23 protein-coding genes are annotated in these 24648 nt (G+C 72.0%); 9 read left to right on the plus strand and 14 right to left on the minus strand.

All coding sequences use genetic code 11. From position 1 onward, the window contains the following. Positions 1-19 precede the first annotated feature (19 nt). The 6 genes from hpxZ to MCBMB27_RS26565 are packed head-to-tail and all read right to left on the minus strand — an operon-like array spanning position 20 to position 6635. Positions 20-418: an oxalurate catabolism protein HpxZ gene (gene hpxZ, locus MCBMB27_RS26540; RefSeq protein WP_170861870.1), complete on the minus strand. Its 399-nt coding sequence runs from the start codon at positions 416-418 to the stop codon at positions 20-22. Next, positions 419-1600, minus strand: coding sequence for an amidase (locus MCBMB27_RS26545; RefSeq protein ID WP_075381688.1), 1182 nt, complete (start codon positions 1598-1600; stop codon positions 419-421). Next, on the minus strand, positions 1597-3213 hold the full coding sequence (locus MCBMB27_RS26550; protein ID WP_075381689.1) for an ABC transporter ATP-binding protein: 1617 nt from the start codon (positions 3211-3213) through the stop codon (positions 1597-1599). The genes MCBMB27_RS26545 and MCBMB27_RS26550 overlap by 4 nt, the downstream gene beginning before the upstream one ends. Beyond that, entirely contained in the window at positions 3210-4037 is an 828-nt protein-coding gene (locus MCBMB27_RS26555) for an ABC transporter permease (RefSeq protein ID WP_075381690.1), read from the minus strand. Before MCBMB27_RS26555 ends, MCBMB27_RS26550 begins: the two co-directional genes overlap by 4 nt. A 2-nt stretch (positions 4038-4039) precedes the next feature. Continuing rightward, positions 4040-5011: an ABC transporter permease gene (locus tag MCBMB27_RS26560; protein ID WP_043755366.1), complete on the minus strand. Its 972-nt coding sequence runs from the start codon at positions 5009-5011 to the stop codon at positions 4040-4042. A 4-nt stretch (positions 5012-5015) separates the two neighbouring features. Further along, positions 5016-6635: an ABC transporter substrate-binding protein gene (locus tag MCBMB27_RS26565; RefSeq protein WP_083683744.1), complete on the minus strand. Its 1620-nt coding sequence runs from the start codon at positions 6633-6635 to the stop codon at positions 5016-5018. Between the two features lie 279 nt (positions 6636-6914). Here MCBMB27_RS26565 and MCBMB27_RS29855 point away from each other — a divergent pair, with 279 nt between their 5' ends. Both MCBMB27_RS29855 and MCBMB27_RS26570 read left to right on the plus strand, forming a co-directional pair. After that, positions 6915-7064, plus strand: a complete 150-nt coding sequence (locus tag MCBMB27_RS29855; protein ID WP_159020380.1) for a hypothetical protein — start codon at positions 6915-6917, stop codon at positions 7062-7064. Next, the gene (locus tag MCBMB27_RS26570) at positions 7061-8095 is read left to right on the plus strand and encodes an alpha/beta fold hydrolase (protein WP_075381691.1); all 1035 of its coding nucleotides are present in this window, start codon (positions 7061-7063) and stop codon (positions 8093-8095) included. The genes MCBMB27_RS29855 and MCBMB27_RS26570 overlap by 4 nt, the downstream gene beginning before the upstream one ends. A gap of 47 nt (positions 8096-8142) precedes the next feature. On the opposite strand, the gene MCBMB27_RS26575 is transcribed toward MCBMB27_RS26570, so the two are convergent. Next, complete coding sequence (locus tag MCBMB27_RS26575; protein ID WP_043354034.1) at positions 8143-9039, minus strand: LysR family transcriptional regulator; 897 nt, start codon at positions 9037-9039, stop codon at positions 8143-8145. A 118-nt stretch (positions 9040-9157) separates the two neighbouring features. On the opposite strand from MCBMB27_RS26575, the gene MCBMB27_RS26580 reads away from it, so the two are divergent. From MCBMB27_RS26580 to MCBMB27_RS26605, 6 genes are all read left to right on the plus strand, one after another. Continuing rightward, complete coding sequence (locus MCBMB27_RS26580) at positions 9158-10108, plus strand: ABC transporter substrate-binding protein (RefSeq protein ID WP_075381692.1); 951 nt, start codon at positions 9158-9160, stop codon at positions 10106-10108. After that, on the plus strand, positions 10105-10986 hold the full coding sequence (locus MCBMB27_RS26585) for an ABC transporter permease (protein WP_091955313.1): 882 nt from the start codon (positions 10105-10107) through the stop codon (positions 10984-10986). The genes MCBMB27_RS26580 and MCBMB27_RS26585 overlap by 4 nt, the downstream gene beginning before the upstream one ends. Further along, positions 10979-11761 (plus strand): ABC transporter ATP-binding protein, encoded by a 783-nt coding sequence (locus tag MCBMB27_RS26590; protein ID WP_075381693.1) that lies wholly within the window; start codon positions 10979-10981, stop codon positions 11759-11761. Before MCBMB27_RS26585 ends, MCBMB27_RS26590 begins: the two co-directional genes overlap by 8 nt. Beyond that, positions 11761-12675 carry a polysaccharide deacetylase family protein gene (locus MCBMB27_RS26595; protein ID WP_075381694.1) on the plus strand — a complete coding sequence of 305 codons (915 nt, stop codon included), beginning with the start codon at positions 11761-11763 and terminating at the stop codon, positions 12673-12675. The genes MCBMB27_RS26590 and MCBMB27_RS26595 overlap by 1 nt, the downstream gene beginning before the upstream one ends. Before the next feature lie 21 nt (positions 12676-12696). Further along, positions 12697-14502, plus strand: a complete 1806-nt coding sequence (gene atzF, locus MCBMB27_RS26600) for an allophanate hydrolase (RefSeq protein ID WP_075381695.1) — start codon at positions 12697-12699, stop codon at positions 14500-14502. A gap of 252 nt (positions 14503-14754) precedes the next feature. Then, a complete protein-coding gene (locus tag MCBMB27_RS26605) occupies positions 14755-15108 on the plus strand; it encodes a transposase (RefSeq protein WP_043352705.1) in 354 nt (117 codons plus the stop codon). A 157-nt stretch (positions 15109-15265) separates the two neighbouring features. On the opposite strand, the gene MCBMB27_RS26610 is transcribed toward MCBMB27_RS26605, so the two are convergent. The 6 genes from MCBMB27_RS26610 to MCBMB27_RS26635 are packed head-to-tail and all read right to left on the minus strand — an operon-like array spanning position 15266 to position 21613. Then, a complete protein-coding gene (locus MCBMB27_RS26610) occupies positions 15266-16225 on the minus strand; it encodes an acetamidase/formamidase family protein (RefSeq protein ID WP_075381696.1) in 960 nt (319 codons plus the stop codon). A 20-nt stretch (positions 16226-16245) separates the two neighbouring features. Further along, positions 16246-16959 (minus strand): urea ABC transporter ATP-binding subunit UrtE, encoded by a 714-nt coding sequence (urtE, locus tag MCBMB27_RS26615; RefSeq protein WP_075381697.1) that lies wholly within the window; start codon positions 16957-16959, stop codon positions 16246-16248. Beyond that, a complete protein-coding gene (locus MCBMB27_RS26620; RefSeq protein ID WP_075381698.1) occupies positions 16956-17666 on the minus strand; it encodes an ATP-binding cassette domain-containing protein in 711 nt (236 codons plus the stop codon). The genes urtE and MCBMB27_RS26620 overlap by 4 nt, the downstream gene beginning before the upstream one ends. Beyond that, the gene (gene urtC / locus MCBMB27_RS26625) at positions 17663-18763 is read right to left on the minus strand and encodes an urea ABC transporter permease subunit UrtC (protein ID WP_170861871.1); all 1101 of its coding nucleotides are present in this window, start codon (positions 18761-18763) and stop codon (positions 17663-17665) included. Before urtC ends, MCBMB27_RS26620 begins: the two co-directional genes overlap by 4 nt. Next, a complete protein-coding gene (gene urtB / locus MCBMB27_RS26630) occupies positions 18760-20379 on the minus strand; it encodes an urea ABC transporter permease subunit UrtB (RefSeq protein WP_075381699.1) in 1620 nt (539 codons plus the stop codon). The genes urtC and urtB overlap by 4 nt, the downstream gene beginning before the upstream one ends. Beyond that, entirely contained in the window at positions 20372-21613 is a 1242-nt protein-coding gene (locus tag MCBMB27_RS26635) for a transporter substrate-binding protein (RefSeq protein WP_075381700.1), read from the minus strand. Before MCBMB27_RS26635 ends, urtB begins: the two co-directional genes overlap by 8 nt. Before the next feature lie 416 nt (positions 21614-22029). Here MCBMB27_RS26635 and MCBMB27_RS26640 point away from each other — a divergent pair, with 416 nt between their 5' ends. Beyond that, entirely contained in the window at positions 22030-23316 is a 1287-nt protein-coding gene (locus MCBMB27_RS26640; protein ID WP_075381701.1) for a hydantoinase/carbamoylase family amidase, read from the plus strand. A 12-nt stretch (positions 23317-23328) separates the two neighbouring features. Here MCBMB27_RS26640 and MCBMB27_RS26645 read toward each other — a convergent pair whose 3' ends face one another. After that, the gene (locus MCBMB27_RS26645; RefSeq protein ID WP_075381702.1) at positions 23329-24648 is read right to left on the minus strand and encodes a dihydroorotase; all 1320 of its coding nucleotides are present in this window, start codon (positions 24646-24648) and stop codon (positions 23329-23331) included.

A 24648-nucleotide genomic window follows, 5' to 3' on the forward strand; every position in this document is an offset into this window, starting at 1 on the left:
CGCGCCCGGCGATCCTGCGTCACGTCCCGATCGGCAGGATGGACACGTGGGCGGACACCACCTTCCATCCGAGACCGGGCAAGCGCATCCAGGTCTGGCTCTGACGCCCGATGCCGGCCTTGCCGCGCGGCTTGAACTCCAGATTGACGGTGGCGAAGTCGCTCCCGAGCGTCAGGATCTCCAGCCGGATCCGTGCCTCCTTAATGCCGCCCGGCGGCGGATCGGCCGCCACGCGGGCAGCGTGGATTTCGGCGAATCCGTAGCAGTTCTCGGCCAGCGCGTAGCGGATCGTGTGCGGACTGTCCCAGAAGGTCGCGTCGAGGACGGCGACATCCTTCTCGATGAGCGCCTGCTCGTAGCGCTCGAACAAAGCCGCGATCTCGGCCACGATCTCCGGGCGGTTCACCGTCACGTCCATTCAACCCTCCAGGGCGACCGCCAGGCGGATCAGATCGAGGTCGGTCCCGCGCGCCCCGAGGATCGACAGGCCGACCGGCGCGCCATCGACGTGGGCGCCCGGCAGATTGACCTGCGGGACGCCGGTGAGGCCGCCGTGGCTCGTCAGGCAGGCGATCCGCTCGCGCAGCGGATGCAGCGCGCCGAGCGGCAGCCCGCGCAGCGGCGCCGGGAACGGTGTGGTCGGGAGGCACAGGATCGTGCCGGGGGGAAGGAGCCGCGCGAGGCGGGCCCTTGCCTCGATCCGCATCAAACTCGCGGCGCTGCGCTCGGCATCGGTCATCATCGAGCCCTGGATCAGCGAGCGGGCCACCGAGAAGGCCATGCGGGGGTTGCAGGCATCGAGCCAGGGCTCGAAGGTCTGCCACGCCTCGCTGCTCTGCAGGACGCGCTGCGCCCGCTGCCACACGGACAGGCCCTGCGGCGCGAGCGTCACGTCGCGGCGATTGCCGATGAGGGCGGCCAGACGCTCGATCTGCGGGGCCAGCGCCTCCTGCACGGCGGCGTCCGCGAAGCCGAGCGCGTCGGCGGCCACGAGCAGCGTGTGGGGCAGACGGTCCGGCATGCCTTGGCCGAACAGGACCTCGCCGACCCGCGCGAAGGTCGCCGCGTCCCGGGCGAACCAGCCGCAGGTGTCCGAACTCGGCGCCTGGACGCAGATCCCGGAAAAGTCGATGCGGCCGTGCGTCGGCCGGATGCCGTAGAGCCCGCAGAAGCTCGCCGGCACGCGCACGGAGCCGCCGGTATCGGTGCCCAGGGCGAAGTCGCAGGCGCCCGCAGCCACCGCGGAGGCCGAGCCGCTGGACGAGCCGCCGGGCACCCGGTCCGGCGCCGCCGGATTGAGCGGCGTGCCGTCGTGGGCGTTCTCGCCGAGGATTCCCAGCGAGACCTCGTCGGTCACCGTCTTGCCGACGGCCGAGGCGCCCGCATCGAGCAGCGTCTGCACCACGCCGGCATGGCGGGTCGGCGTCGGGTAGACCCGCGGCCAGTCCGGGTTGCCGCCCGCCGTGGGGCTGTCCGCGACGTCGATCAGATCCTTGACGGCGAAGGTGAGGCCGGCGAGCGGCCCCGTCGCGGATCCGGCGACGCGGACGCGCGGCCCGGGCAGGAACGGGTCCGTCGAGAGGGGCTGCGCGGTCGTCATGCGGGGATCGGGTCCTGCCATTGGGCGCCGGGCACCGCGGCGAACAGCGCCTTCGTGTAGGGGTGTTTCGGCGCGAAGAAGATCTCGGACGTCGGCGCGACCTCGACCACCTGACCGGACCGCATCACGGCGATCCGGTCGCAGACCTGCAGCGCGACCCGGAGGTCGTGGGTCACGAACAGCATGCTGAGATGGAGCCGCGCCTTGATGTCGGCGAGCAGCGCCAGGACCTGCGCCTGGACGGAGACGTCCAGGGCCGAGACCGGCTCGTCGGCCACCAGGATCTCGGGCTTCATGGCGAGCGCCCGGGCGATGCCGATCCGCTGGCGCTGGCCGCCGCTGAACTCGTGCGGGTAGCGCTGCGCCGCCGCGGGGTCGAGGCCGACCAGCGCCAGCATCTCGCATGCCTGGACCCGCGCGATTCCCGGCTCGGTGCCGTGGATGATCGGCCCCTCGGCGACGATGTCGACCACGCGCTGGCGCGGATCGAGGGAGCCGTAGGGATCCTGGAACACCATCTGCACGCGCCGACGGTGCGGACGCATCTGGCGGCGGCTCAGTTCGGCGACGCTGTGCCCGGCAAGCAGGATCTCCCCGCCGTCGACGGGCATCAGGCGGGTGAGTGCCCGCGCCAGCGTGCTCTTGCCGGAGCCGCTCTCGCCGACGAGGCCCAGGGTCTCGCCCCGCCGCAGCAGGACGTCCACGCCGTCGAGGGCCCGGGTGACGCGGCCCCCGAACAGGCCGCGGGCGCCGTAGGTCTTCTCGACCCCCCTGGCCTCCACCACCAGGGGGGCGGTGCTGGCGGCGCGCCGCGGCGGCGGCACGAGCTTCGGCACGGCGGCGATGAGGGCGCGCGTGTAGGGATGCTGCGGGGCGCCGAGGACCGAGGCCGCGGGCCCCTGCTCGACCAGGACGCCCTTCTGCAGCACCGCGACCGTGTCGGCGATGTCGGCCACGACGCCGAAATCGTGCGTGATGAACAGGACGCTCGTGCCGTGCTCGCGCTGCAGGTCGCGGATCAGGGAGAGGATCTGCGCCTGCGTGGTGACGTCGAGCGCCGTGGTCGGCTCGTCGGCGATGAGCAGCCGCGGGTTCAACGCCAGCGCCATGGCGATCATCGCCCGTTGCCGCTGGCCGCCCGAGAGCTGGTGCGGGTAGGAGCGCAGCAGCCGGGCCGGGTCCGGGAGGTGGACGCTTTCGAGCAGCGCGAGGATGCGCGCCCGGCGGTCCGCGCGCCCGAGCGGCGTGTGGATGCGCAGGACCTCGTCGATCTGCCGCCCGATCGTGTGGAGCGGGTTCAGGGCCGTCATGGGCTCCTGGAAGATCATCGCGATGCGCGCGCCCCGGACTTTGCGCATCTGACGCGGGGTGATCGCGGCGAGATCCGCGCCCTCGAACAGGATGCGGCCACCCCTGACGCGCACGCGCGGTCCCGGGAGCAGCCCGAGGATCGCGCGGGCCACCATCGACTTGCCCGATCCGCTCTCGCCGATCAGGCAGGTGACCGCACCGGGCCGCAGGACGAGATCCAGATCGGTGACGGCATTGGGCCGGTCCGCGCCGGGCGGCAGCGTGATCGTGAGCGTCTCGATCTCGAGGACGGCGTCGCTCATCGCTCTCGGAGCCTCGGGTTCAGGACCTCGTTCAGGCCATCCCCGACGAGGTTGATGGCGAGGACGGTCAGCAGGATCGCCAGCCCGGGGAAGGTACAGATCCACCACGCCGACCGGAGGACCGCGCGGCCCGAGCTGATGATCAGGCCCCAGCTCATCACGTTCGGATCGCCGAGGCCCAGGAAGGCGAGCCCCGCCTCGATCAGGATCGCCGTGCCGATCAGGAGCGTGCCGACCGCGATGATCGCCGCGGTGCAGTTCGGCAGCATGTGGCGGAAGACGATGCGGGCGTCGCCCGCCCCCAGGCCGTCGCAGGCCAGCACGAACTCCCGGCCGCCGAGCGCCACGAACTCGCCCCGGACCAGGCGGGCGATGCCGGGCCAGGAGACGGCCACGATGGCCACGACCTCGCTGAAGAGCGACGGCGACAGGATCGCCACGATCAGGATCGCCAGCACGAAGGCGGGGATCGTCTGGAAGAACTCCGTAAGCCGCATCAGCGCGACTTCGACGCCGCCCCGGTAATAGCCGGCGAGCCCGCCGATCAGGGTCCCGAGCAGGATCGCCGCCCCGGTCGCGCTGAGGCCGATGATCAGGGAGGTGCGGGCGCCGTACGCGATCTCGGCGGCCACGTCCCGGCCCAGCGTGTCGGTCCCGAGCAGAAACCGGCCGCCCGGCGGCTGGAGGGCGGGGCCGACGAGCCCGAACGGATCGCCCGGATAGAGGAGCGGCGTAAGCGCCACGAGGACGACCAGCCCGAGGAGCACCACCGCGCCCGCGAGCGCGAGGCGGTTCCGGGCGAACCGCGCCAGAGCCGTACGCATCGCTAGAGCTCCAGCCGCGGATCGAGGCAGACGTAGACGAGGTCCACGGCGAGGTTGATCACCACCACGAGGCAGGCCGAGACGAAGAAGATGCCGAGGAGCAGGTTGAGGTCGCGCGACTGGAGCGCGTTGAAGGCCAGCGTGCCGACCCCCGGCCAGCCGAACACCGTCTCGACCACGATCGAGCCGCCGATCAGGTTGCCGGCCTGCACGCCCGCCATGGTGACCACCGGCAGCAGCGCGTTGCGCAGGACGTGCCCGGTCATCACCCGCGCCTCGGTCTGCCCCTTGGCGCGGGCGGTGGTGACGTAGTCCATGCCGACCTGTTCCAGCACGGAGGCGCGCATCACCCGGGCGTAGACCGCGAGGTAGAACAGCGCGAGCGCCACCGCCGGCATGACGAGGTGGCGGCCGACGTCCCAGACCTCGTCCCAGCCCTCGTTGTCGGCGCCGACCGTGTCGTAACCGCTGGTGGGCAGCCAGCCGAGACGGATCGCGAAGACCACGATCATCATCAGTCCGAGCCAGAACCCCGGCGTCGCGTAGGCCACGAGGCTGACCAGGGAGATGACCGCGTCGCGCCAGCTGTTGCGCCCGGTCGCGGCCACGAGGCCGAGGAGCGTGCCGATCAGCAACGCGGCCGCGAAGGCCGTGAGCATCAGGAGCCCGGTGGGCCAGAGCCGGTCGACGATCAGGCTTCCCACCGGGCTGTCGTTGCGGAACGAGTAGCCGAGATCGAGGTGGAGCATGTTGAGCAGATAGACGCCGAACTGCGTGGCAAGCGGCTGGTCGAGCCCGAACTTGTGGCGCAGCTGCTCCATGTATTCGGGGCTCGCCGCGCCGCTCTCGCCCGCCAGCACGGAGGCCGCGTCGCCGGGCGCGAGGTGGATCAGGAAGAAGTTGAGCACGACGATGCCGAGCACCACCGGGATCGCCAGCAGCAGCCGGTAACCGAGGAACCGCGCGAGCCGCACGGGACTACGTGTCCATCCAGGCCCGTTCGAAGGCTTGCTGGGTTCCGAGGGGGCCGGTCGTGTGGTCCTTGAGGCGCCGGTTGAAGACGCTGACGTACTGCACGTCGATGAGCCAGATCATCGGGCTGTCCTCCGCCAGGATCTGCTGGACCTTCTTGTAGAGCGCGGCGCGCTTCTCGGCATCCGGCTCGCGCGCGCCCTCGCCGAGCATGCGATCGACCTCAGGATTGCTGTAGAAGGTGTCGTTGACGAAGGTCACGCCCTTGCGGATCTGACTGGTGAGGAACTGCTTGTTCAGCCCGTAGACCGGGTCGACGCCCTGGCTGAGGAACGGCTCGTTCAGGTCGTAATCGTAGTTGGTGTAGACGCGCCGCAGCCAGGTCGCGGTGTCCTCGGAGCGCAGCGTCACGGCGATGCCCACGACGGCCAGCGCCTGCTTCAAATATTCGGCCTGCCGCAGCCACTGCTCGCCGAAGGAGTTCACCTCCAGGTGCAGGGCGAAGCGGGTCCCGTCCGCGCCGCGCGGGGCGCCGGCCTGGTCGAGCAGCTTATTGGCGATGTCCAGCCGGTCCGGCACGTCGTACTGGCGCACGTCGTCGGTGTAGAGGCCGGCGGTCTTGAACTTGCGGCTGAGCGGGCCGGTGGCGGGCAGGCCGTAGCCGAACATCACGTCCTTGAGGATGACCTTGCGGTCGATGGCGTAGGCGATCGCCTGGCGCACGTCCTTCTTTTGGAGATGCGGGTGACGGCCGTTCAGCTCCAGGACGCTCTGGGCCGGCGTCATCTCGTAGCCCTTGGTCGTGAGATCGAGGATCGGGTTGGTCTTCATCCGCGCGAGGTCGGCGTAGTTCACCGCGCTGTACCCGGCGAAATGCGCCTCCCCCGCCTCCATGGCGGCCGAGCGCGTGGCCGCATCCGGGATGAACCGGGCGACGATCCGGTTGAGATACGGCAGGCCGGGCTTCCAGTACTGCTCGTTGCGGTCCAGGCGCACGAATTGGCCGCGTTCCCAGCTCGTGAACTTGAACGGACCGGTGCCGATCGGCTTGTTGGCGCTGGGGTTCTGCAGGACATCCGTGCCCTCGAACACCGAGCGGCACAGGATCGGCAGGTCCCGCCCGGACAGCGCCTTCATGATGTAGGGCGCCGGATTGGCGAGCCGCAGGATCGCGGTCATCGGGTCCGGCGTGTCGACGGCCACCAGCTCCGCGAGCATGACCGGCGCGATCGGATTGTACTTATTCAGGATCTCCATGAAGGAGTACTGCACGTCGGCGCTGGTGAACGGCTTGCCGTTGTGGAAGGTCACGCCGTCCTGGAGCTTGAACGTGATGGTCTTGCCGTCGGGCGCGATCTCCCACGACTTCGCGAGGTTCGGCTGCGGGTTCTGGTCCCAGTCGTAGGTGCAGAGCCCCTCGTAGACCTGCGTGGCGATCGGCGGGATGTTGCCCGCCGACACCGCGTAATGGGCCAGGGTCGAGGGCTCGGGATGGACGATCATCACCATCGTGCCCCCGCGTCTCGGCTCGGCGGCGCGCGCGCCGCTCGCGGCCGCTGCGAGGCCGAGGGGAAGCGCCAGAACGGTGCGGCGGGAGAGATCGGTCACGTCGGACGTGCGGGACAAGCCAGAGGACTCCTGAAGCGTCCAGCCCGTTCGCAACACGCGTGCCAAGCAGGTTTCGGACCGACCGATCCATTACATCGCCGGGATGGGGAAATATTTTTCCGACACAAATTATTACACCGAAGTACGCAGTAGATCTTCCGTGTATCTCAGTCCGACACCGGGCGCGCTGAAGGCCGGCCCGACCTGGAGCGGGCGGCCGGCACGATGGACGACAACGGCCCGACCCACACGCGCACGACCTTGACCAACGGCCTCATGCGGCGCCTCATGTAGGCCATGCCCGTCCACACCGAGCAACACCTCTATCCGTCGATCCCGTTCCACAGCCTGCCGGACGCCCATACCGCGATGCGCGCGCGGCCTGGCGTGCCGCAGCGGGGCGACAACCGCTGGCAGGTCGGCTTCGTGCGGACGCTGCGCCCGTGAGCGGCTGGGCGACGGCCACCGGAACCTTCGAACTCGGCGACCTGACGCTTCAGTCGGGGGCGGTGCTGCCAAGCGCGCAGCTGCGCTGGAAGACGCACGGCACCCTGTCGCCCGGGCGCGACAATGTCGTGCTCTACCCGACGAGCTACGGAGCCCAGCATCCGGACCTCGAATGGCTGATCGGCCCCGACGGGGTGCTGGATCCCAACCGCTGGTTCATCGTCATCCCCGACATGTTCGGCAACGGGCTGTCGTCGAGCCCGTCGAACACCCCGGACTGGCCCGCCCTCGTCACCGCCTGGGACAACGTCCACGCGCAGCGCCGCCTGCTCGCCGAGATGTGGGGGATCGAGCGCCTGCACGCCGTCTACGGCTGGTCCATGGGGGCCCAGCAGGCCTATCACTGGGCCGCCCTGTTGCCCGACCGCGTGGCCCGCGCGGTGATCAATTGCGGCAGCGCCCACACCGCCACCCACAACCGCGTGTTCCTGAAGGGTCTCATGGCGGTGCTGGAGGCGGCGCCGGAGCATGGCGGCGGGGGCCGCTTCTCGGCCGAGCCGGCCGCCGCCCTCCGGGCCTTCGGACGCATCTATGCGGGCTGGGCGCTCAGCCAGGACTTCTACCGGGCGGACCTCCATTGCACCGCGCTCGGCGCCCCGGACCTCGACAGCTTCCTGCGCACCGACTGGGAGGAACGCTTCGCCCGCCGCCCTGCGGCCGATCTCTACGCGCAGCTCTGCACCTGGGAGGCGGGCGACATCAGCCGCGACCCGCGCTACGGCGGCGATCTCACCCGGGCGCTCAACGCGATCACCGCCCGGCTGCTGCTGATGCCGGGCGAGACGGATCTCTACTTCCGCGTCGCCGACAACGCCGCCGAGCTGCCGCATCTGCGCGACGCCGTCCTGCAGCCGATCCCGAGCATCTGGGGCCACCGCGCCGGCAACCCGTCGATCAACCCGGCCGATGCCGCCTTTCTCCGCGACACCGTGCGGGCCTTCCTCGCCACGGCCGAAGCGGGCGCGCCCTGATCGGGCGCGGAGAGCGGTGACGCGCCGGCCTCAGGGCGTGCGCCGCATCAGACCGCTTCCCGGTTGAGCCGAACCACAAGCTGATCGGCGAACTTCGCCGCCGCGACGGAGAGCGATCGCCCGCGCAACTGCGCGAGGACCAGCGTCATCGGCGTCAGGTCGCGGAGATCGATCGGGCGGCTGTGCAGGCGCGGGTCCTGGGGGATGCCGCTCGGGATCTGCAGGCTGATGAGATCCTCCCGCAGGACGAGGTTGCGGAGGAATTCGAGCGAGCCCGACTCGACGACCGGCCGGAGCTCGACCCCGCGCCGGGCCAGGGCGTGCTCGATGTGATGGCGGATGGCGAGCGAGTGGTCGGGCAGGGCCAGGGCATGGCCGAGGCAGTCGCGCAGCCGGACCGGCCCAGTCTCCGACGCCAGCGGATGCCCCGTGCGCATCAGCGCGCAGAGGGTCTGGTGTCCGGAGAAGAGCGGATGCAGCTCCGCCGAAGGCGGTGGTTGCAGGATCAGGGCGAGATCGGCCTCGAACGCCGCCAGGGCCGTCACGGCCTGCGCGTGATCGCGGACCTGGACCATGAAGCCGACCTGGGGGAACCGGGCCCGGTAGGCCTCGACCTCCTCGGGCACCACCTGCGTGACGAAGGCTTGGCTGCAGGCGAGCGACACGTGACCGCGGCGCACCCCCGAAAGATCGGCGATCTGCGACCTCACGCGGTCGAGATCCGCCACCTGGTCGCGGATGTGCCGCGCGAAGAGCTCGCCGGCCGCGTTGAGCCGCATCCCCTGCGGCAGGCGCTCGAAGATCGGCGTGCCGAGCTCGTATTCGAGATCCTGGATCTGCCGCGTCAGCGCCGAGGGCGTCAGGTTCAGCCGCTCCGCGGCGCGCCGGATCGAGCCGGCACGTGCGACCTCGGCGACGTAGGTGACGGTGCGCAGATGCTTCACGCCGGCATCGTGCGCCCCCGTTGCCGAAGATGCAACGACACGCTCAGAAAATAGCACTTCCTTGCAACAGGGAGCGCACCTAGCGTCACGGCGATAGCGACCCTGCAGGAGCCGTTCGATGATCCGCCGCCGCACCCTCCTGGCCGGTCTCGGGGCCGGCTTCGCCCTCGGCCCCCTGTCGCGGGCACGCGCCGCGGGCACGCCGGTCACGATCCGGATGGGCTCGCTCAAGCTGATCCACTCGATCGCGCCGAGCTTCTATGAGCGCTTCACCCCCGCGGGCGTGACCGTGGAGGTGGTGCCCTTCGAGAGCCCCACCGAGTGCAAGAACGCCGTGGTCACCAAGTCGGTGGATTTCGGCACCTTCGGCATCGCCGCCGCGACGCTGGGCGCCGCCGCCGGCGAGCCACTCGTGGTGATCGCCTCCACCTGCAACCGCGGGATGGCGGTGATCGCCAAGAAGGGCTCCGAGATCCACGCCATCAAGGACCTGCGCGGCAAGCGCGTCGCGATCTGGCCCGGCAGCACCCAGGAGGTCTTCGTCCTGGAGCGGATGCGCATGGAGGGGCTGTCCGTGAAGGACATCACCCCCGTGCGCGTCTCCTTCTCGGAGATGCATATCGCGCTCGCCCGCGGCGACGTCGACGCCTATGTCGGCGCCGAGCCGGGGCCCGGCGTCAGCCTCGCCTCGGGCATCGGCCAGCTCGTCGAGTACCCCTACGGCACCGAGATGGGCGCGCTGAACATGGTGTTCGGCGCCCACCGCGACACGCTGGCGGAGCGGCCCGACCTCGTCCGGACCATGCTGGAGATTCACCGCAAGGCGACGGACTTCGCGGCCGGCGACCGCGACGCGATGATCGCCATGGCGGTAGCCAAGCTCGGGCAGAAGCGCGAGGCGCTGGAACTCTCGGCCCCGAACGTCGAGCTGACCTGGCGCCTCGGGCCGAACGAGGTCCGGCAGGCCGACGCCTACGCGCAGCACATGCTGGCGCTCAAGCAGATCAAGCGGCTGCCGGAGCCCGGCTTCATCGACACCCGCTTCGTCGACGCGCTGGGGCGGGCGTGAGCACCGGCATCGAGGCCGGCCCTTTGCCGGTGGCGGCGCCGGTGACTTCGCCGGTGACGCCGGCCCCGGCCCGCGGGGCCGGCCGGGCCGGGGCCGGGCTCGCCCACCTGCGCCGCTTGGCCCTCGCCTGCGTGGTGCCGGCCGTGCTCGTCGCGGTCTGGCAGGTCAGCACCGCGGGCCGGCCCTACAGCCTGATCCCGCCCCCCGCGGAGGTCTGGGCCGAGATGCGGGACCTCGCCGTCGGCGGCGTCAACGACGACGCGTTCAGCGGCACGCTCTGGACCCATCTCGCGGCGTCGCTGAGCCGGGTCTATGGCGGCTTCGCGCTGGCGGCCGCCGCCGCCCTGCCGCTCGGCCTGCTGATCGGCCGCGTGCCCCTGATCCGGGCGCTGCTGGACCCCGTCCTGCAGGTGCTGCGGCCCGTCCCGGTCACCGCGTGGCTGCCGCTGGCGATGATCCTGTTCGGCCTCGGGCCGCGCTCGGCCTTCTTCCTCGTGTTCCTCGGGGCGTTCTACCCGATCCTGGTCAACACCGTGTTCGGGGTCCGCTCGGTGGAGCCGCGCCTGTTCGAGGCGGCCGCGATGCTGGGCTGCACCGGCCCGGCGCAGTTCGTCCGGGTGGTGCTGCCGGCGGCGCTGCCATCGATCTTCACCGGCCTGCGGCTCGGCCTCGGCTTCGCCTGGGTGGTGATCGTGGTCGGCGAGATGACCGGGGTCCAGACCGGCCTCGGCGCGATCATCATGGAAGCGCGCCAGCTCTCGCGCACCGAGATCGTGATCTGCGGCATGGCGGTGATCGGGGTCGCGGGCTTCGTGTCCGACTGGCTGGTCATGCAGCTCGGCCGCCGGCTGCTCGCCTGGAGCCCCAATCATGGCTGATCCGACGATCCCGATCCTCGACATGCGGGCGGTCTCCAAGACCTACGCGGCCGGCGGCCGCCGGACCGAGGCCCTGCGCGAGGCGAACCTCACCGTGGCGCGCGGCGAGTTCGTCTGCCTGCTCGGCGCCTCGGGCTGCGGGAAGTCGACGCTGCTGCGGGTCGCCGCCGGCTTCGAGACCCCCACCGCCGGGGAGGCCCTGATGTGGGGCAAGCCGATCGCCGGGCCGGGGCCGAGCCGCGGCATGGTCTTCCAGGATTACGGCCTGTTCCCATGGCTCACCGTGCGGGACAATATTGGCTTCGGCCCGAAGGCCCGCGGGCGGCCCGCCGCCGAGGTGCGCGACACCGCCGAGCGCTACATCGCCCTGGTCGGCCTCCAGGCCTTCGCCGACGCCTACCCGCACCAGCTCTCGGGCGGGATGAAGCAGCGGGTCGCCATCGCGCGGGTGCTCGCCAACGAGGCCGAGGTCGTACTGATGGACGAGCCCTTCGGGGCGCTCGACGCCATGACCCGCGAGCGGCTGCAGGACGAGCTGCTCGACCTCTGGTCGCGGACGGGGCTGACGATCCTGTTCGTCACCCACGCCATCGAGGAGGCGATTTTTCTCGCCGACCGCATCGTGATGATGTCGCCCGGCCCCGGCCGGATCGAGGCGATCCATCCGGTCGAGCTGCCGCGGCGGCGCGACGTGTCGAGCCCGGCCTTCAACGACCTGCGCCGGATGCTCGCGGCCCAGCTCCACAGCCACCACGCCCCGCGGGCCGCCGCCTGATGGACACCGGCCCCGACGATCCCCGCCGGCCCGAGAACCGGCTCGCCTACCGCGCCGCCGTGGACCGGCCGCGCCTGACCCTGCCCGGGGGCAAGCACGTCGCCGTCTGGCCGGTGGTCAATGTCGAGCACTGGCTGATCGACCATCCGATGCCGCGCCAGATCCTGGTGCCGCCGACCGCCGCGAGCCTGCTCCCGGACATCCCGAACTGGGCGTGGCACGAGTACGGGATGCGGGTCGGCTTCTGGCGCTTCCTCGAGGCTTTTTCCAGCCGCGGCATCCGCCCGACCCTGTCGATCAACGGCTCGGTCTGCACGGCCTATCCCCGCATCGCCGAGGCCGCCCACGCGGCCGGCTGGGAGTTCATGGCCCACGGCTTCCATCAGGTTCCGACCCACCGGGTCGACGACCAGCCGGAGATGATTTCTCGCACCATCGCGGCGATCACCGCGACCACGGGGCGCCCGCCGCGCGGCTGGCTGGGGCCGGGCCTCACCGAAACCCTCGACACGCCCGACCACCTGCACGCGGCCGGCGTCGACTATGTCGGCGACTTCGTGGTCGACGATCGGCCCTGTCGGGTGGCGACGCGCACGGGGCCCCTCGTGGCGCTGCCCTACTCGGTGGAGCTGAACGACATCCCGCTGCTCGCCATCCAACACCACCGGGCCGACGAGTTCGTGGAGCGGGCGCTCGCCAACCTCGACCGCCTCGCCGCCGAGGCAGCGGGTCCCGGTCCCCTCGGCGGCGCCAAGGTGATGGGCTTCGCGATCCACCCCTACATCACCGGCGTCCCGCACCGGATCGGTCTGCTGGAGCGACTGCTCGACGCGATCCTGGCGCGCAGCGACGCGGTGTTCGTGCAGGGGGGCGAGATCCTCGACTGGTACCGCGCCACCGGCGACGAATCCTGAGCAGCGACCCGAGGAACCGCCGTGCCGCCCTTCCCGACGATCCCGCTCCTGCACGCGGCCTACGCCGACGGCCGCGACCCGCGCACCGTCGTGGCCGAGGCCTACCGCCGGCTCGCCGCGGTTGACGACCCCGGCATCTTCCTGGCCCTGGTGCCGGAGGCCGAGGCGCTGGCGCAGGCGGCCGCGCTCCCGCCCTTCGACCCTGTGTCGAGGCCGCTCTGGGGCGTGCCCTTCGCCGTCAAGGACAACATCGACGTGGCCGGCCTGCCGACCACCGCGGCCTGCCCGGACTTCGCCTACACCCCGACCGAGACCGCGCCCGCCGTGGCCCGATTACAGGCGGCCGGGGCGATCCTGATCGGCAAGACCAACCTCGACCAGTTCGCCACCGGCCTCGTCGGCCTGCGCACGCCCGACCCGGTCCCGCGCAACGCCATCGATCCGGCCTACGTGCCGGGGGGCTCCAGCAGCGGCTCGGCCGTCGCGGTCGCCCACGGAATCGTCGCCTTCGCCCTCGGGACCGACACGGCAGGCTCGGGGCGGGTGCCGGCGGCGCTCAACAACGTCGTCGGTCTGAAACCCTCCCTGGGGTCAATCTCCAGCCGCGGCATGCTGCCGGCCTGCCGGACCCTCGATACGCTCTCCGTGTTCGCCGGCACCGTCGCCGACGCCGACGCCGCCTTCCGGGTCATGCTGGGCTTCGACAGCGCCGATCCCTGGTCGCGGGCCTTGCCGGTGCCGCCCGCACCGGCCGGCCTTCCACCCGGCCTGCGGCTGGGCCTTCCCGATGCGGCGAGCCTCCGTTTCGGCGGCGACGGCCACTCGGAGGCAGCCTTCGCGGCGACGATTGCCGATCTGGAGACCCTCGTCGGGGCGGCGCTGCCGGTCGATTTCGCGCCGATGTTCGCCGTAGCGGCCCTGCTCTACGACGGGCCCTGGGTCGCCGAGCGCTACGCGGCGATCCGGCCGATCATGGAGACGCGCCCCGAGATCCTGCACCCGACGACGCGGGCGGTGATCGCCGCCGCCGGGCGCTACAACGCCGCCGACGCCTTCGCGGGTCTCTACAGCCTGGCGGAACTGCGACGGCACGCGGACGCGGTCTGGGACCGGGTCGACGTGCTCGCCGTGCCGACCTATCCGCGTCCCCAGACCTGCGCGGCGGTGGCCGCCGACCCGATCGGCCCGAACAGCGAGCTCGGCACCTACACCAACTTCGTCAACCTGCTCGACTGGTGCGCCCTCGCGGTCCCGGGGCGGCCCCGCGCCGACGGCTTTCCTTCGGGGATCACCCTGCTCGCGCCGCGTGGCTCCGATGGGCTCCTCGCCGGCCTGGGCGCCCGCCTGCACGCGGCTGCGGCCGGCCGGATCGGCGCGGGGGAGACGACCGTGCCGGCCGTGGCGCCGGGTCCGGCCCGCGGATGGCCCGGCGAGATCGAACTGGCGGTCGTCGGGGCGCATCTGTCGGGCCTGCCGCTGAACCGCGAACTCGCCGCGCACGGCGCCCGGTATCTGCGGACGGTGGCGACCCGACCGGAGTACCGCCTCTACGCCCTGCCCGGCGGACCGCCGCATCGTCCCGGATTGCTCCGGGTGGCCGAGGGCGACGGCGGCGCGATCGAGACGGAGGTCTGGGCCCTGCCGCCCGCCGCCTTCGGGGCCTTCGTGGCGGCCATCCCGGAACCGCTCGGGATCGGCACCCTGCGGCTCGCCGACGGGACCGCGCCGAAGGGCTTCCTGGTGGAGACGGCGGGCGTCGCGGGGGCCGCCGACATCACGCAGTTCGGCGGCTGGCGCCGCTACCTGGCCAGCCGCGCCGCGGCATAGCTGATTGGGCGATGCCAAAATCCACTCCGATGCGGTCGCAGCGCCGATCCACGCGCGCCTGACAAGCGCCCGCAAACCCAAGCGTACGGAGACCGCAGAACCGAGCGCCGGTTACGTGAATCGGCGGCCGCCGGCCCAGATCGCGGGCTTCGCGGCACGAAAGCGCCGCGGTCGGCCAGTCGCGGCCGGTCCGCTTCTTGCTGATCCTCCGCCCGAAGAGTGCCCCGAGGCTGCCGAACCGGGAGACCCTGCATGCGTCGATCCCTGCACACGGACGAGGAGATCGCCTTCCTGCTGGACGAGGCCGCGCGGGGCATACCGATCGCCGCGATCTGCGCCAGCGCCCATGTCTCGCTCGGCACCTTCTACCGCTGGCGAAGACGCCTCGGCGGCCTGAAGCCCGCCGGTGTGGCCCGGCTCGATCAGGTCGAGCGGGAGAATGCCGGCCTCCGGGCCGAGGTGCTGCGGCTTCGGGCAGCCCTGCTCGTCCAGCCGGGGCGCGGGGCACCGGCCACGACGGAGCGCGCGAGCCTGAGCCAGCCGCCGCACCATCGCGGCGCCCAAGCCTGTGTCGGCCGGTTCGCCTTCGGACGCAGTGCGAACTGAGGCGGTCTCCATCTGCAGGAATTGGGTGAGGCGTTCCTCCCCGTCATCGCGAGCGCAGCGAAGCGACCCAGGGCAGCGGGACCGTTGAACGTAGCGCTGCCGGATTGCTTCGCTGCGCTCGCAAAGACGGAGGAGGCAGCATCAGCCGAGAATGCGCTCAGGCGGACCCGGACGTCGACGCGAGGGCAGTCTTGGGCATCAGCATGTGCACGCCCTTGTTGCCGTCGACCGTCTGGGTGATCCGCAGGTTCCCGGCGAGCGAGCACAGCATGTAGGCCTGGTTGCGGGTGAGGCTGGTGCGTGCGCAGACGAGGCGCACCATCTCGCGCACGGCTTGGCGCATCGCCTCGTCGAGGCTCTCGTGCAGGCCGATCGACATCAGGTCGGTGGGCGTCTCGGCGAAGGGCCACGCGCCCGGGAGATCCTTGCGCACGGTGAGGCGGAACGTGCCGGTCAGCCCGGTCTCCAGGGCAGTGATGCAGACCTCGCCGTCGCCCTGCACGCCGTGGCCGTCGCCCGCGTAGAATCCGCCGCCGGGGTTGAACACCGGCAGGTAGAGGGTCGTGCCGACCTTCAGTTCCTTGTTGTCCATGTTGCCGCCGAAGGCACGGGGCACCGGGCTGCCGACCCGGCCCCAGGCGGGGGGCGGGGCGGTGCCCATGATGCCGAAGAACGGGTCGAGGGGCAGCTCCGTGCCCCAGGGCAGGCGGCAGAGGCCGCGGGCGGTGTCGATGTCGGCGTGGACGGTCTCGTACTCGGTGAACTCGTCCGGTAGGGTGCCGAGGAGCGGCAGGATCGCCACGAAGCCCCAGTCGAGGCGGAACTTCAGGTCGAGGATGTCGACCTGCAGCATGTCGCCCGGCTCGGCGCCCTCCACGTGGACGGGGCCGGTGACGAAGTGCGGGCCGGGGCCGCGCTCCAGGGTGTCGAGGGCGTGGAGCAGGTCGGCCGGCACCCGGGCGGGGTCGGGGTGGAGCGACTCGCGCCCGCCCGCCGGATGCGAGTGCAGGGTGACGGTGTCGCCCGATTTCACGGTCAGCACGGGCGGCAGCGCGGCGTCGAAATAGCCGAGCACCATGGTCTCGGGCGTCGCGGGGATCTCGTGATGGGTCGACACGGCGGCTCCTTCTACGGATGTCAGACGGCGATGTGACGGGTGAGGGCTTCGGGGTTCAGCACCTTCGGATCGCCGCGCTCGACGACGCTGCCGCGGGACAAGACCACCACGGAATCGGCGACCCGGAGGGCGAAATCGAGATACTGCTCCACGAGCAGCACGGTGATCCGGCCCTTGAGCCCGGCAATCACCGCCTCGATCGCGGCGACGATCGAGGGCTGGATGCCCTCGGTCGGCTCGTCGAGAAGGAGCGCGCGAGGCCGGGTGGCGAGCGCCCGGGCGATGGCGAGCTGCTGCTGCTGGCCGCCCGAGAGGTTGCCGCCCGGACGGTGCCAGAGGCCGCGCAGCGCCGGGAACAGGGCGACCGCCTCGTCAATTGCGTCGGTCCGCTCCAGCCCGTGGGCCCGGGCCGCCACCCGCAGATTCTCGGCGACGGTCAGGTCGGGAAAGATCTCGCGCCCCTGCGGCACGTAGGCGAGGCCCGAGCGGGCGCGCCGGTCGGGCGACAGGCGCGTCAGCTCGGTCCCGTCGAGGGCGATCCGGCCACGGCTTTCCGGGATCAGGCCGGTGAGGCAGCGCAGCAGCGTGGTCTTGCCGGCGCCGTTGCGTCCGAGCACGGCGAGGCAGGCGCCCGGCTCGACCGTGAGGGCGATGCCGCGCAGCACCTGCGCGCTGCCGTAATGCTGGTCGAGCCCCTCGACGGCGAGGCGGGCGGGCTGGGATGCGGGCGTCATCGGCCGAGGAACACCTCGATCACCCGGGCATCGTGGCGGGCGCCTGCCATGCTGCCCTCGTAGAGGGTCCGGCCCTCGTGCAGCACCGTCACCCGGTCGGCGATGGCCTCGACGAAGCCCATGTCGTGCTCGATCACCAGGATCGCCCGGTCCGGCCTGCGCAGGCTCCGGATCAGCGCGGCGGTCTGGGCGGTCTCGGCGTCGGAGAGCCCGGCCACGGGCTCGTCGAGCAGGAGCAGCGCCGGCTCGGCGGCGAGCACCATGCCGATCTCCAGCCACTGCTTCTCGCCGTGGGCGAGGCGGCCGGCCGGCACCGCGGCGCGGGGTCCGAGGCCGATCTCGCCGAGGACGGAGGCGATGCGGGCGGGCCGCTCGCGGGCGGGGAGCGCGGGCCCGCAGCCGATCTCCAGGTTCTCGCGCACAGTGAGCGCGGGGAAGACGCTGGGCTTCTGGAACTTGCGCCGCACGCCGGCCTTCGCGATCTCGGCCTCGGAGCGCTTGGTCAGGTCGATCCGGTCGCCGAGCATCACGCGGCCGGAGACCGGCTTGGTGATCCCTGAGATCACGTCGAGCAGGGTGGTCTTGCCGGCGCCGTTCGGGCCGATCACGGCCCGCACCTCGCCGGGATCGACCGCGAGCGAGACGGCATCGAGCGCCGTGAAGCGGCCGAAGGCGACCGTCAGGCCGTCGATGGTGAGGGCGGTCATCGGGCGCCCCGCAGCCAGGTCGGGCGCGGGCGCCAGCCCACGAGGTCGAGGAGGCCGTTCGGCAGGACCAGCACCACGACGAGCACCAGCCCGGACAGGATGAACGGCCACGCCTCCGGCATCGCGGCGCTCAGCCAGAACTTCAGGCCGTTGACCAGGATCGCGCCGATCACCGCCCCGCCGAGCCGGCCCAGCCCGCCGATCGCCACCCAGACGGCGATCTCGATGGACAGGTCCGGCGCCAGCACCCGCGGGTTGATGATGCCGACCTGCGGCACGTACAGGATGCCGGCGAGCGCCGCGATCATGGCCGAGAGGCACCAGATCCCGAGCTTGAGCCGGGTGGTGCTGTAGCCCAGCGTGCGCAGGCGGGTCTCGTCGTCGCGGCAGGCGAGCATCCGCCGCCCGATCGCGCTGCCGACGAGGAGCCGCGCGCCGGCCAGCACCGCCGCCAGCGTCAGGAGGGCGGCGACGGCGAGCCCCGTGACGACGCCGGGGGAGCCCATCGGCCAGCCAAACAGCAGCGGAAAGCCGGTCATGCCGTTGTTGCCGCCGAGCCCGGTATCGTTGCGGTACATCAGCAGCATGGCGACGTAGACGAGCGCCTGGCTGATGATCGAGAAGTAGACGCCGTTGACCCGCGAGCGGAACGAGGCCAGCCCGAACACGAAGGCGACGAGGCCGGCGAGCGCCAGGGCGAGGACGAAGGCGTAGGCCGCGTGGTCGAGGCCCGTCCAGTAGGCCGGCAGGCTCTTCCAGCCCATGAACTGCACGAAGTCCGGCAGCACGCCGGTCACGGCCACGCCGTGGGCCAGCAGGTGCATGGCGCAGACATAGCCGCCGATGGCGAAGAACAGCCCGTGCCCGAGGCTGAGGATCCCGAGATAGCCCCAGACCAGATCCAGCGACACGGCGAGGATCGCGAAGGCGGCGAGCTGACCCACCGCGTTGACGAGATACGGGGCGGGCGGTGCCACGAGGAGCCCGACCGCGGCCGCGAGGCAGAGCCCGACGAGGCCGGCGACCAGGGGATCGCGCACGGCGCGGCGTCCCGGTCCGGCGGGGGCGGCGAGGGCGGTCTGCACGGCGCCGCTCATCGCCGCCGCCGCACGGCGAACAGCCCCTCGGGCCGGCGCTGCAGGAACAGGATGATGCCGACGAGCACGATCACCTTGGCGGCGACCGCGCCGGAGATCGGCTCGATCAGCACGTTGGCGCCGCCGACGCCGACGGCCGCCACCAGGGTCCCGAGGAGGCTGCCGACGCCGCCCAGCACCACGACCATGAAACTGTCGACGATGAAGCCCGAGCCCATGCCGGGGTTGACGCTGTAGATCGGGCAGAGCGCCACCCCGGCGAGGCCCGCGAGCCCCGAGCCCAGCCCGAAGGCGAGGCGGTCGACCCGGCGGGTCGGCAGGCCGAGGCAGGCCGCCATGTCGCGGTTCTGGGTGACGGCGCGGATGTCGAGCCCGAGCGGCGTGCGGCGCAGGATCAGGAGCGTCAGGACGAGGGTCGCCGCCGCGAAGCCGATGGCGAACAGCCGGTTCCAGGTCATCACGAAGTCGGCGTAGAGGGGAACGCCGCCGCTGACATAGGCCGGCATGACGAATTGCAGGTTCTGGGTGCCGACCGTCACGCGGACGAGGTTCACCAGGAACAGGCTCACCGCCCAGGTGGCGAGCAGGCTCATGAGCGGCCGCCGGTAGAGGTGGCGCAGGATCAGCGCCTCGACCCCGATGCCCACCAGGGCGACCGCCCCGAAGGCGACCGGGATGGCGGCGAGCAGGTAGAGGTCGAGCAGGCCGGGGGCGAGGCGGCGGAAGGCCTCCTGCACGCCGTAGGTGGCGTAGGCGCCGAGCATGATGAACTCGCCCTGGGCGAGGTTGATCACGCCCATCAGCCCGAAGATGATCGCGAGCCCGGCCGCCGCCATGAACAGGATGTTGGCGAAGCTCAGGCCGTTGTAGACGACCGCGAGCCCGTCGCCGATCGCCACCGCGCGGGTGACCTTGGCGAGCCCCGCATCCAGCGCCGCCCGGAAGGCCGGGTCGGAGGCGTAGGCCGGATCGCTCTTGAGCGCCGCGAGGCGCGCCTCAGCGGCCCCGGACGGACTCGCGGCCACGGCGGCGATCGCCGCCCGGCGCCGGGCCGGATCGGGCGACGACAGGGCGGCGGCCTGGGCGAGACCGGCGATCGTCCCCTTCAGGCCGGCATCCGTCTCCGCGTCCCGCGCCCGGTCGAGGACCGAAGCCGGAACGGTGGCGATGCGCCGTTCCAGGATCGCGAGACCGGCGGCGCGGGCGGCCGGATCCGGGCCGGTCAGCAGGGCGACGGTGCCGCGCGCGGTCTCGACGGCTGCGCGCTGGCGTAGGCCGAGGACCGGCGCGCGCGCCTCGGCGGCCGGACGCGGCGCGCCGCTGACCGCATTGCGCCCCTCGGATGCGCCCGGGCGGTCGAGCAGGAGTGCGCCCTCCGCCGGGCAGGCGAGACGGCGCTCGGCCAGCGCGCCGAGGAGCCCGCCGGCATAGGCGAGGTCGTCGACCGCCAGATCGCCGCCAGCTTGCACGAGACCCTCGGCCGCGCGGACCTGCGCGGCGCCGTCCCCGCACAGACCCGCCGCGAAGGCCGCCCGGTCGATTGGCGCGGCGGAGGCCGGAACCGTCAGCAGCGCCAGACAGCAGAGGGCCAGGAGCGCGCGGAGCCGATCAGCCATAGGGGCTGAACGGGACCGGCTTGGGGGCGTCCGGGGATTGCCAGAGGACGTCGAAGCCGCGCTTCTCGTTGACCGAGCCGATGAACACGCCGCGGGAGACGTAGTTGTTCTCCCCCGTCATGGTCAACGTGTAGCCCGACGGGTCGTCGAAGCTGAGCCCCGCGAAGGCCTTGCGCACCTCCGGCACCGCGAAGGAGCCGGCCTTGGCGGCGGCGAGCGCCCAGAGGTTGACGCTGTCATAGGCCGAGACCATCGGGTCGATCACCGTGTCGGCGCTGAACGGGACGTTCTTGGCCTTCACGTAGGCGGCCCAGTCGGCGAGGAACTTCTGATTCCGCTCGCCCTTGGCGGCCTGGAGATAGGCCCAGCAGTTCAGGTGGCCGACGAGCTTCCCGGTATCGAGCCCTTCGAGATCGGCCTCCACCATGTCGAGGCCGAGAATCGGCACGTCGGTGGCGCTGATGCCCTGGTTGGCGAATTCGCGCAGGAAGTCGGGGATCGAGGAGCCCACGACGGTGAGCACCACGATCGCCTGGCCGCCCGGCTGGCTGGCGAAGCTGCGGACCTGATTCACCAGCGTCTGGAAGTTCGAGAAGCCGAATGGCACGTATTCCTCGCGCCACGCGCTCTCGGGAATACCCTTGCTGGTCCAGTAGCCCTTGAGCTGCTTGTTGATCGTGCGCGGCCAGACGTAGTCCGAGCCGATCATGAAGAACCGCTTCGCCCCGACCCCGTCCGGGCCCATCAGGTAATCGACCGCCGGCAGCACGGAACTGGCGGGCGGCGAGTTCACGTAGACGACGTTCTTGGAATTCTCGTCGCCCTCGAAATGGAGCGGGTAGAACAGCAGCCCGTCATTCTGCTCGACCACCGGCAGCACCGACTTGCGCGACACGGAGGTCCAGCAGCCGAACAGGGCCGCGACTTTCTCCTGCTGGAGCATCTGCCGGCCCACCTGGGCGTAGAGCGGCCAGTCGGAGGCGGGATCGGAGGTCAGCACCTCGATCTGGCGGCCGTTGACGCCGCCGCGCCCGTTGATCGCGTCGGCGGCCATGCGGACCACGTGGTTCAGCCGGCCCTCGAGATTGGCCATCGTGCCCGACGACGAGAACAGGCAGCCGAGCTTGACGGTGTCGGCCGCGAAGGCCGGGCGGATGAGGGCCGGGGCTGCGAGCAGCGCCGCCGTGCCCGAGATGCCTGTGCCCAAGACGCCGCGTCGCGTGAGATGCGTCATCGACCCCGAAGCTCCCTGGATGGACCGCCCGATTGTCGGCCGGGGGCCGGGAGACGGGAAGGTCAAAGAGGCTGCAGGTCGGCATGGGCCTTGCGCATATTGGCAGCATTTGTGCGCGCTGCGGGCGGTCCTGTGCCGAGAACGTCAAAATTCTCGTATCGGGTGCCGAACTGGTGTCGCCCGTAACGCGTCGACGGGATGCCTGCATCCAGCGACGGCATCAGTCGGAAGCCGTGTCCGACCGGGCGCGGACGGCCGCGCCGGTCGGGGCGCCCTCGCCGGACGCGGCGCGGACCGGCGGGCGTGCCGGCGAAGCCGTGGGCTGCCGGGTGGCCGGATCTCCGCGACGCCGGCACGAAAGTGGCAGGATGGCGCCGTCGCGGTCCGCCCCGGGCCCGCGCACCGGGAGCGGCGGGATGGACACGGTATCGGCGATCGGCACGGCGGTCCGCGCGCAGCGCGGCCGGGTGACGGCTTTGTTCGACGACCTCGCCCGGTGCGGCCGGATCGATCCCGGGTTCACGCGGGCCTCCTACAGTCCGGAGGAGAGTGCGGCGCACGGGGTGGTGACGCGCTGCGCCGCCGCTCTCGGCCTCGCGATCGGGCGGGATGCGGCCGCCAACACCACCCTGACGCTGCCGGGGCGGGACCGGAGCCTGCCGCCGATCCTGATCGGCTCCCACCTCGACACCGTGGCCCACGGCGGCAATTTCGACGGCGCCGCCGGGGTGGTGGCCGGCCTCGCCGCCGTCGCGGCGCTCCGCGAGCTGGGGCTGACCCCGGCGCGCGACATCACCGTCATGGGCATCCGCGCCGAGGAGAGCGTCTGGTTCCAGGTGTCCTACATCGGCAGCCGGGCGGCCCTCGGAACCCTGCCGGACGGGGCGCTCGACGCCGCCCGGATCGACAGCGGCCTCAGCCTCGCCGCGCACATCGCCCGGGAGGGCGGCGACCCGGAGGCGCTGCGCAGCGGCCCGCCCGCCCTCGACGCCGCCGCGATCCACGCCTTCCTGGAGGTGCATATCGAGCAGGCGCCGAGCCTGGAGGAGGCCGGGATCCCGGTGGGCCTCTGCACGGGGATCCCCGGCAACGTCCGCTACCCCGACGTCCGGATCCTTGGGCGCTACGACCATGTCGGAACGCCCCGCCGCTTCCGCCGCGATGCAGCCATGGCGGGCGCCGAGATCGCCCTAGCCCTCGACCGGGTCTGGGCGGAGCGCGAGGCGGCCGGCTGCCCGATGGCCGTCACCTTCGGCCGGTTCCACACCGATGCCGCGGCCCACGGCCTGACCACCGTCCCCGGCGAGTTCCGGTTCAGCCTCGACATGCGGGCCTACGCGGCCGAGGTGCTGTCGGCCTTGGAGGCCGCATTCCTGGCCGCCGTGACGGACGTGTCGGAGCGCCGCGGTGTCACGGTGGCCCTCGGGCCCCGCGCCGAGGCGGGCGTCGGCGCGGTCTCGCCCCGGATCCGCGACGGGCTCGCGGCGGCCGCGGACGCGCTCGGCATCGCCACCCGGCCCCTCGGCAGCCCGGCCTCGCACGACGCCGCCGCCTTCGCCAAGGCCGGCGTGCCGATGGCCATGCTGTTCGTGCGCAACGCCAACGGCAGCCACAACCCCGACGAGGCCATGGCGATCGACGACCTTCTCGACGCCGTCGCGATCCTCACCACCTGGCTGGCGGCGGAAACCTGCGACGGCTGAGGGCGGGCCTCATCATGCGGCGAAGCGCGCGAGGCCGCCGACGGGCGTGCCGACCACCGCGTCGTCGCGCATCACGAGGTGGCCGCGCACGAGCGTGGCGACGGGCCAGCCGGTGACCTCGGTGCCGGCGAAGGGCGTCCAGCCGCAGGGCGAGACGATCCAGGATTCCTCGATCCTGCGGCGCGCCTTCAGGTCCGCGAGGGTGAAGTCGGCGTCGTAGCCGGCGGCGATCCGGCCCTTGCCGCGGAGCCCGTAGACGCGGGCCGGGCCGGCCGCCATCAGGTCGACCAAGCGCGCCAGCGACAGGCGCCCGGCCGCGACGTGGTCGAGCATGATCGGCACCAGGGTCTGGACCCCGGTGAGGCCGGCCGGGCAGTCCGGCCAGGGCCGCTCCTTGGCGGCCCGCGCATGGGGCGCGTGATCGCTGCCGATCGTGTCGACGGTCCCGTCGCGCACGGCCGCCCAGGCGGCTGCCCGGTGGCGTTCGTCGCGGATCGGCGGGTTCATGACGCCGAAGCCACCGAGGGTGTCGTAGCAGTCCGGGGCCACCTGCGTGAGGTGATTGACCAGCACCTCCACGGTGGCAACGTCGCGGAAATCGCGCAGGTAGGCGAGTTCCTCGGCGGTGGAGACGTGCAGGATATGGGTCGCCCGGCCGGTCTTCCGCGCCAGCGCCATGAGGCGGCGCGTGCCCAGGAAGGCGCATTCCGGGTCGCGCCATTCCATGTGGGTCCGGTACGGCTGGCCCCGGCTGAACAGCGGCTTGCGGGCCTGGAGCCGGTCCTCGTCCTCGCTGTGGAAGGCCATGCGCCGGTGGCCGGCGCGCATGGCGCGTTCGAGATGCGCGTCGTCCTCGATCATCAGCGCCGCCGTGGAGCTGCCGGCGAAGACCTTGACGGCGCAGACGCCCGGCGCGCGCTCCAGCGCGGCGAGCGCGTCGATATTGGCCTTCGTGCCGGCCACGTAGAGGCCGATGTCGCACCAGCTCCGGCCCGCAACGTAGTCGCGCTTCCACGCGAGGCGCTCGGTATCGGCGATCGGCGGGACGGTGTTGGGCATGTCGAACAGGGTGGCGATCCCGCCCAGCACCGCGGCCCGCGTGCCGGTCTCGATCGTCTCCACCGCCGGGTCGCCGGGGTCGCGCAGGTGGACGTGGCTGTCGATCAGGCCGGGCAGGACGTGCAGGCCCGCCGCGTCGATCACCGCCTCCGCGGTCGCGCCGGCCGGGGTCGCGAGGGCCGCGATGCGCCCGTCGCGGATGCCGAGATCGATCGCCTCGGTGCCCCAGGGCGTCACGCAGGTGCCGCCGCGGATCAGCAGGTCGTAGTGCAT

Origin of the sequence: Methylobacterium phyllosphaerae, from assembly GCF_001936175.1 — a bacterium.
Classification (GTDB): domain Bacteria; phylum Pseudomonadota; class Alphaproteobacteria; order Rhizobiales; family Beijerinckiaceae; genus Methylobacterium; species Methylobacterium fujisawaense.

Excerpts from the sequence above, each read along its gene's own strand:
- hpxZ (WP_170861870.1), bottom strand. The coding sequence starts at position 418 with ATGGACGTGACGGTGAACCGCCCGGAGATCGTGGCCGAGATCGCGGCT.
- MCBMB27_RS26545 (WP_075381688.1), bottom strand. The coding sequence starts at position 1,600 with ATGACGACCGCGCAGCCCCTCTCGACGGACCCGTTCCTGCCCGGGCCG.
- MCBMB27_RS26550 (WP_075381689.1), bottom strand. The coding sequence starts at position 3,213 with ATGAGCGACGCCGTCCTCGAGATCGAGACGCTCACGATCACGCTGCCG.
- MCBMB27_RS26555 (WP_075381690.1), bottom strand. The coding sequence starts at position 4,037 with ATGCGTACGGCTCTGGCGCGGTTCGCCCGGAACCGCCTCGCGCTCGCG.
- MCBMB27_RS29855 (WP_159020380.1), top strand. The coding sequence starts at position 6,915 with ATGCCCGTCCACACCGAGCAACACCTCTATCCGTCGATCCCGTTCCAC.
- MCBMB27_RS26580 (WP_075381692.1), top strand. The coding sequence starts at position 9,158 with ATGATCCGCCGCCGCACCCTCCTGGCCGGTCTCGGGGCCGGCTTCGCC.
- MCBMB27_RS26590 (WP_075381693.1), top strand. The coding sequence starts at position 10,979 with ATGGCTGATCCGACGATCCCGATCCTCGACATGCGGGCGGTCTCCAAG.
- MCBMB27_RS26595 (WP_075381694.1), top strand. The coding sequence starts at position 11,761 with ATGGACACCGGCCCCGACGATCCCCGCCGGCCCGAGAACCGGCTCGCC.
- MCBMB27_RS26605 (WP_043352705.1), top strand. The coding sequence starts at position 14,755 with ATGCGTCGATCCCTGCACACGGACGAGGAGATCGCCTTCCTGCTGGAC.
- urtE (WP_075381697.1), bottom strand. The coding sequence starts at position 16,959 with ATGACGCCCGCATCCCAGCCCGCCCGCCTCGCCGTCGAGGGGCTCGAC.
- MCBMB27_RS26620 (WP_075381698.1), bottom strand. The coding sequence starts at position 17,666 with ATGACCGCCCTCACCATCGACGGCCTGACGGTCGCCTTCGGCCGCTTC.
- urtC (WP_170861871.1), bottom strand. The coding sequence starts at position 18,763 with ATGAGCGGCGCCGTGCAGACCGCCCTCGCCGCCCCCGCCGGACCGGGA.
- urtB (WP_075381699.1), bottom strand. The coding sequence starts at position 20,379 with ATGGCTGATCGGCTCCGCGCGCTCCTGGCCCTCTGCTGTCTGGCGCTG.
- MCBMB27_RS26635 (WP_075381700.1), bottom strand. The coding sequence starts at position 21,613 with ATGACGCATCTCACGCGACGCGGCGTCTTGGGCACAGGCATCTCGGGC.
- MCBMB27_RS26640 (WP_075381701.1), top strand. The coding sequence starts at position 22,030 with ATGGACACGGTATCGGCGATCGGCACGGCGGTCCGCGCGCAGCGCGGC.
- MCBMB27_RS26645 (WP_075381702.1), bottom strand. The coding sequence starts at position 24,648 with ATGCACTACGACCTGCTGATCCGCGGCGGCACCTGCGTGACGCCCTGG.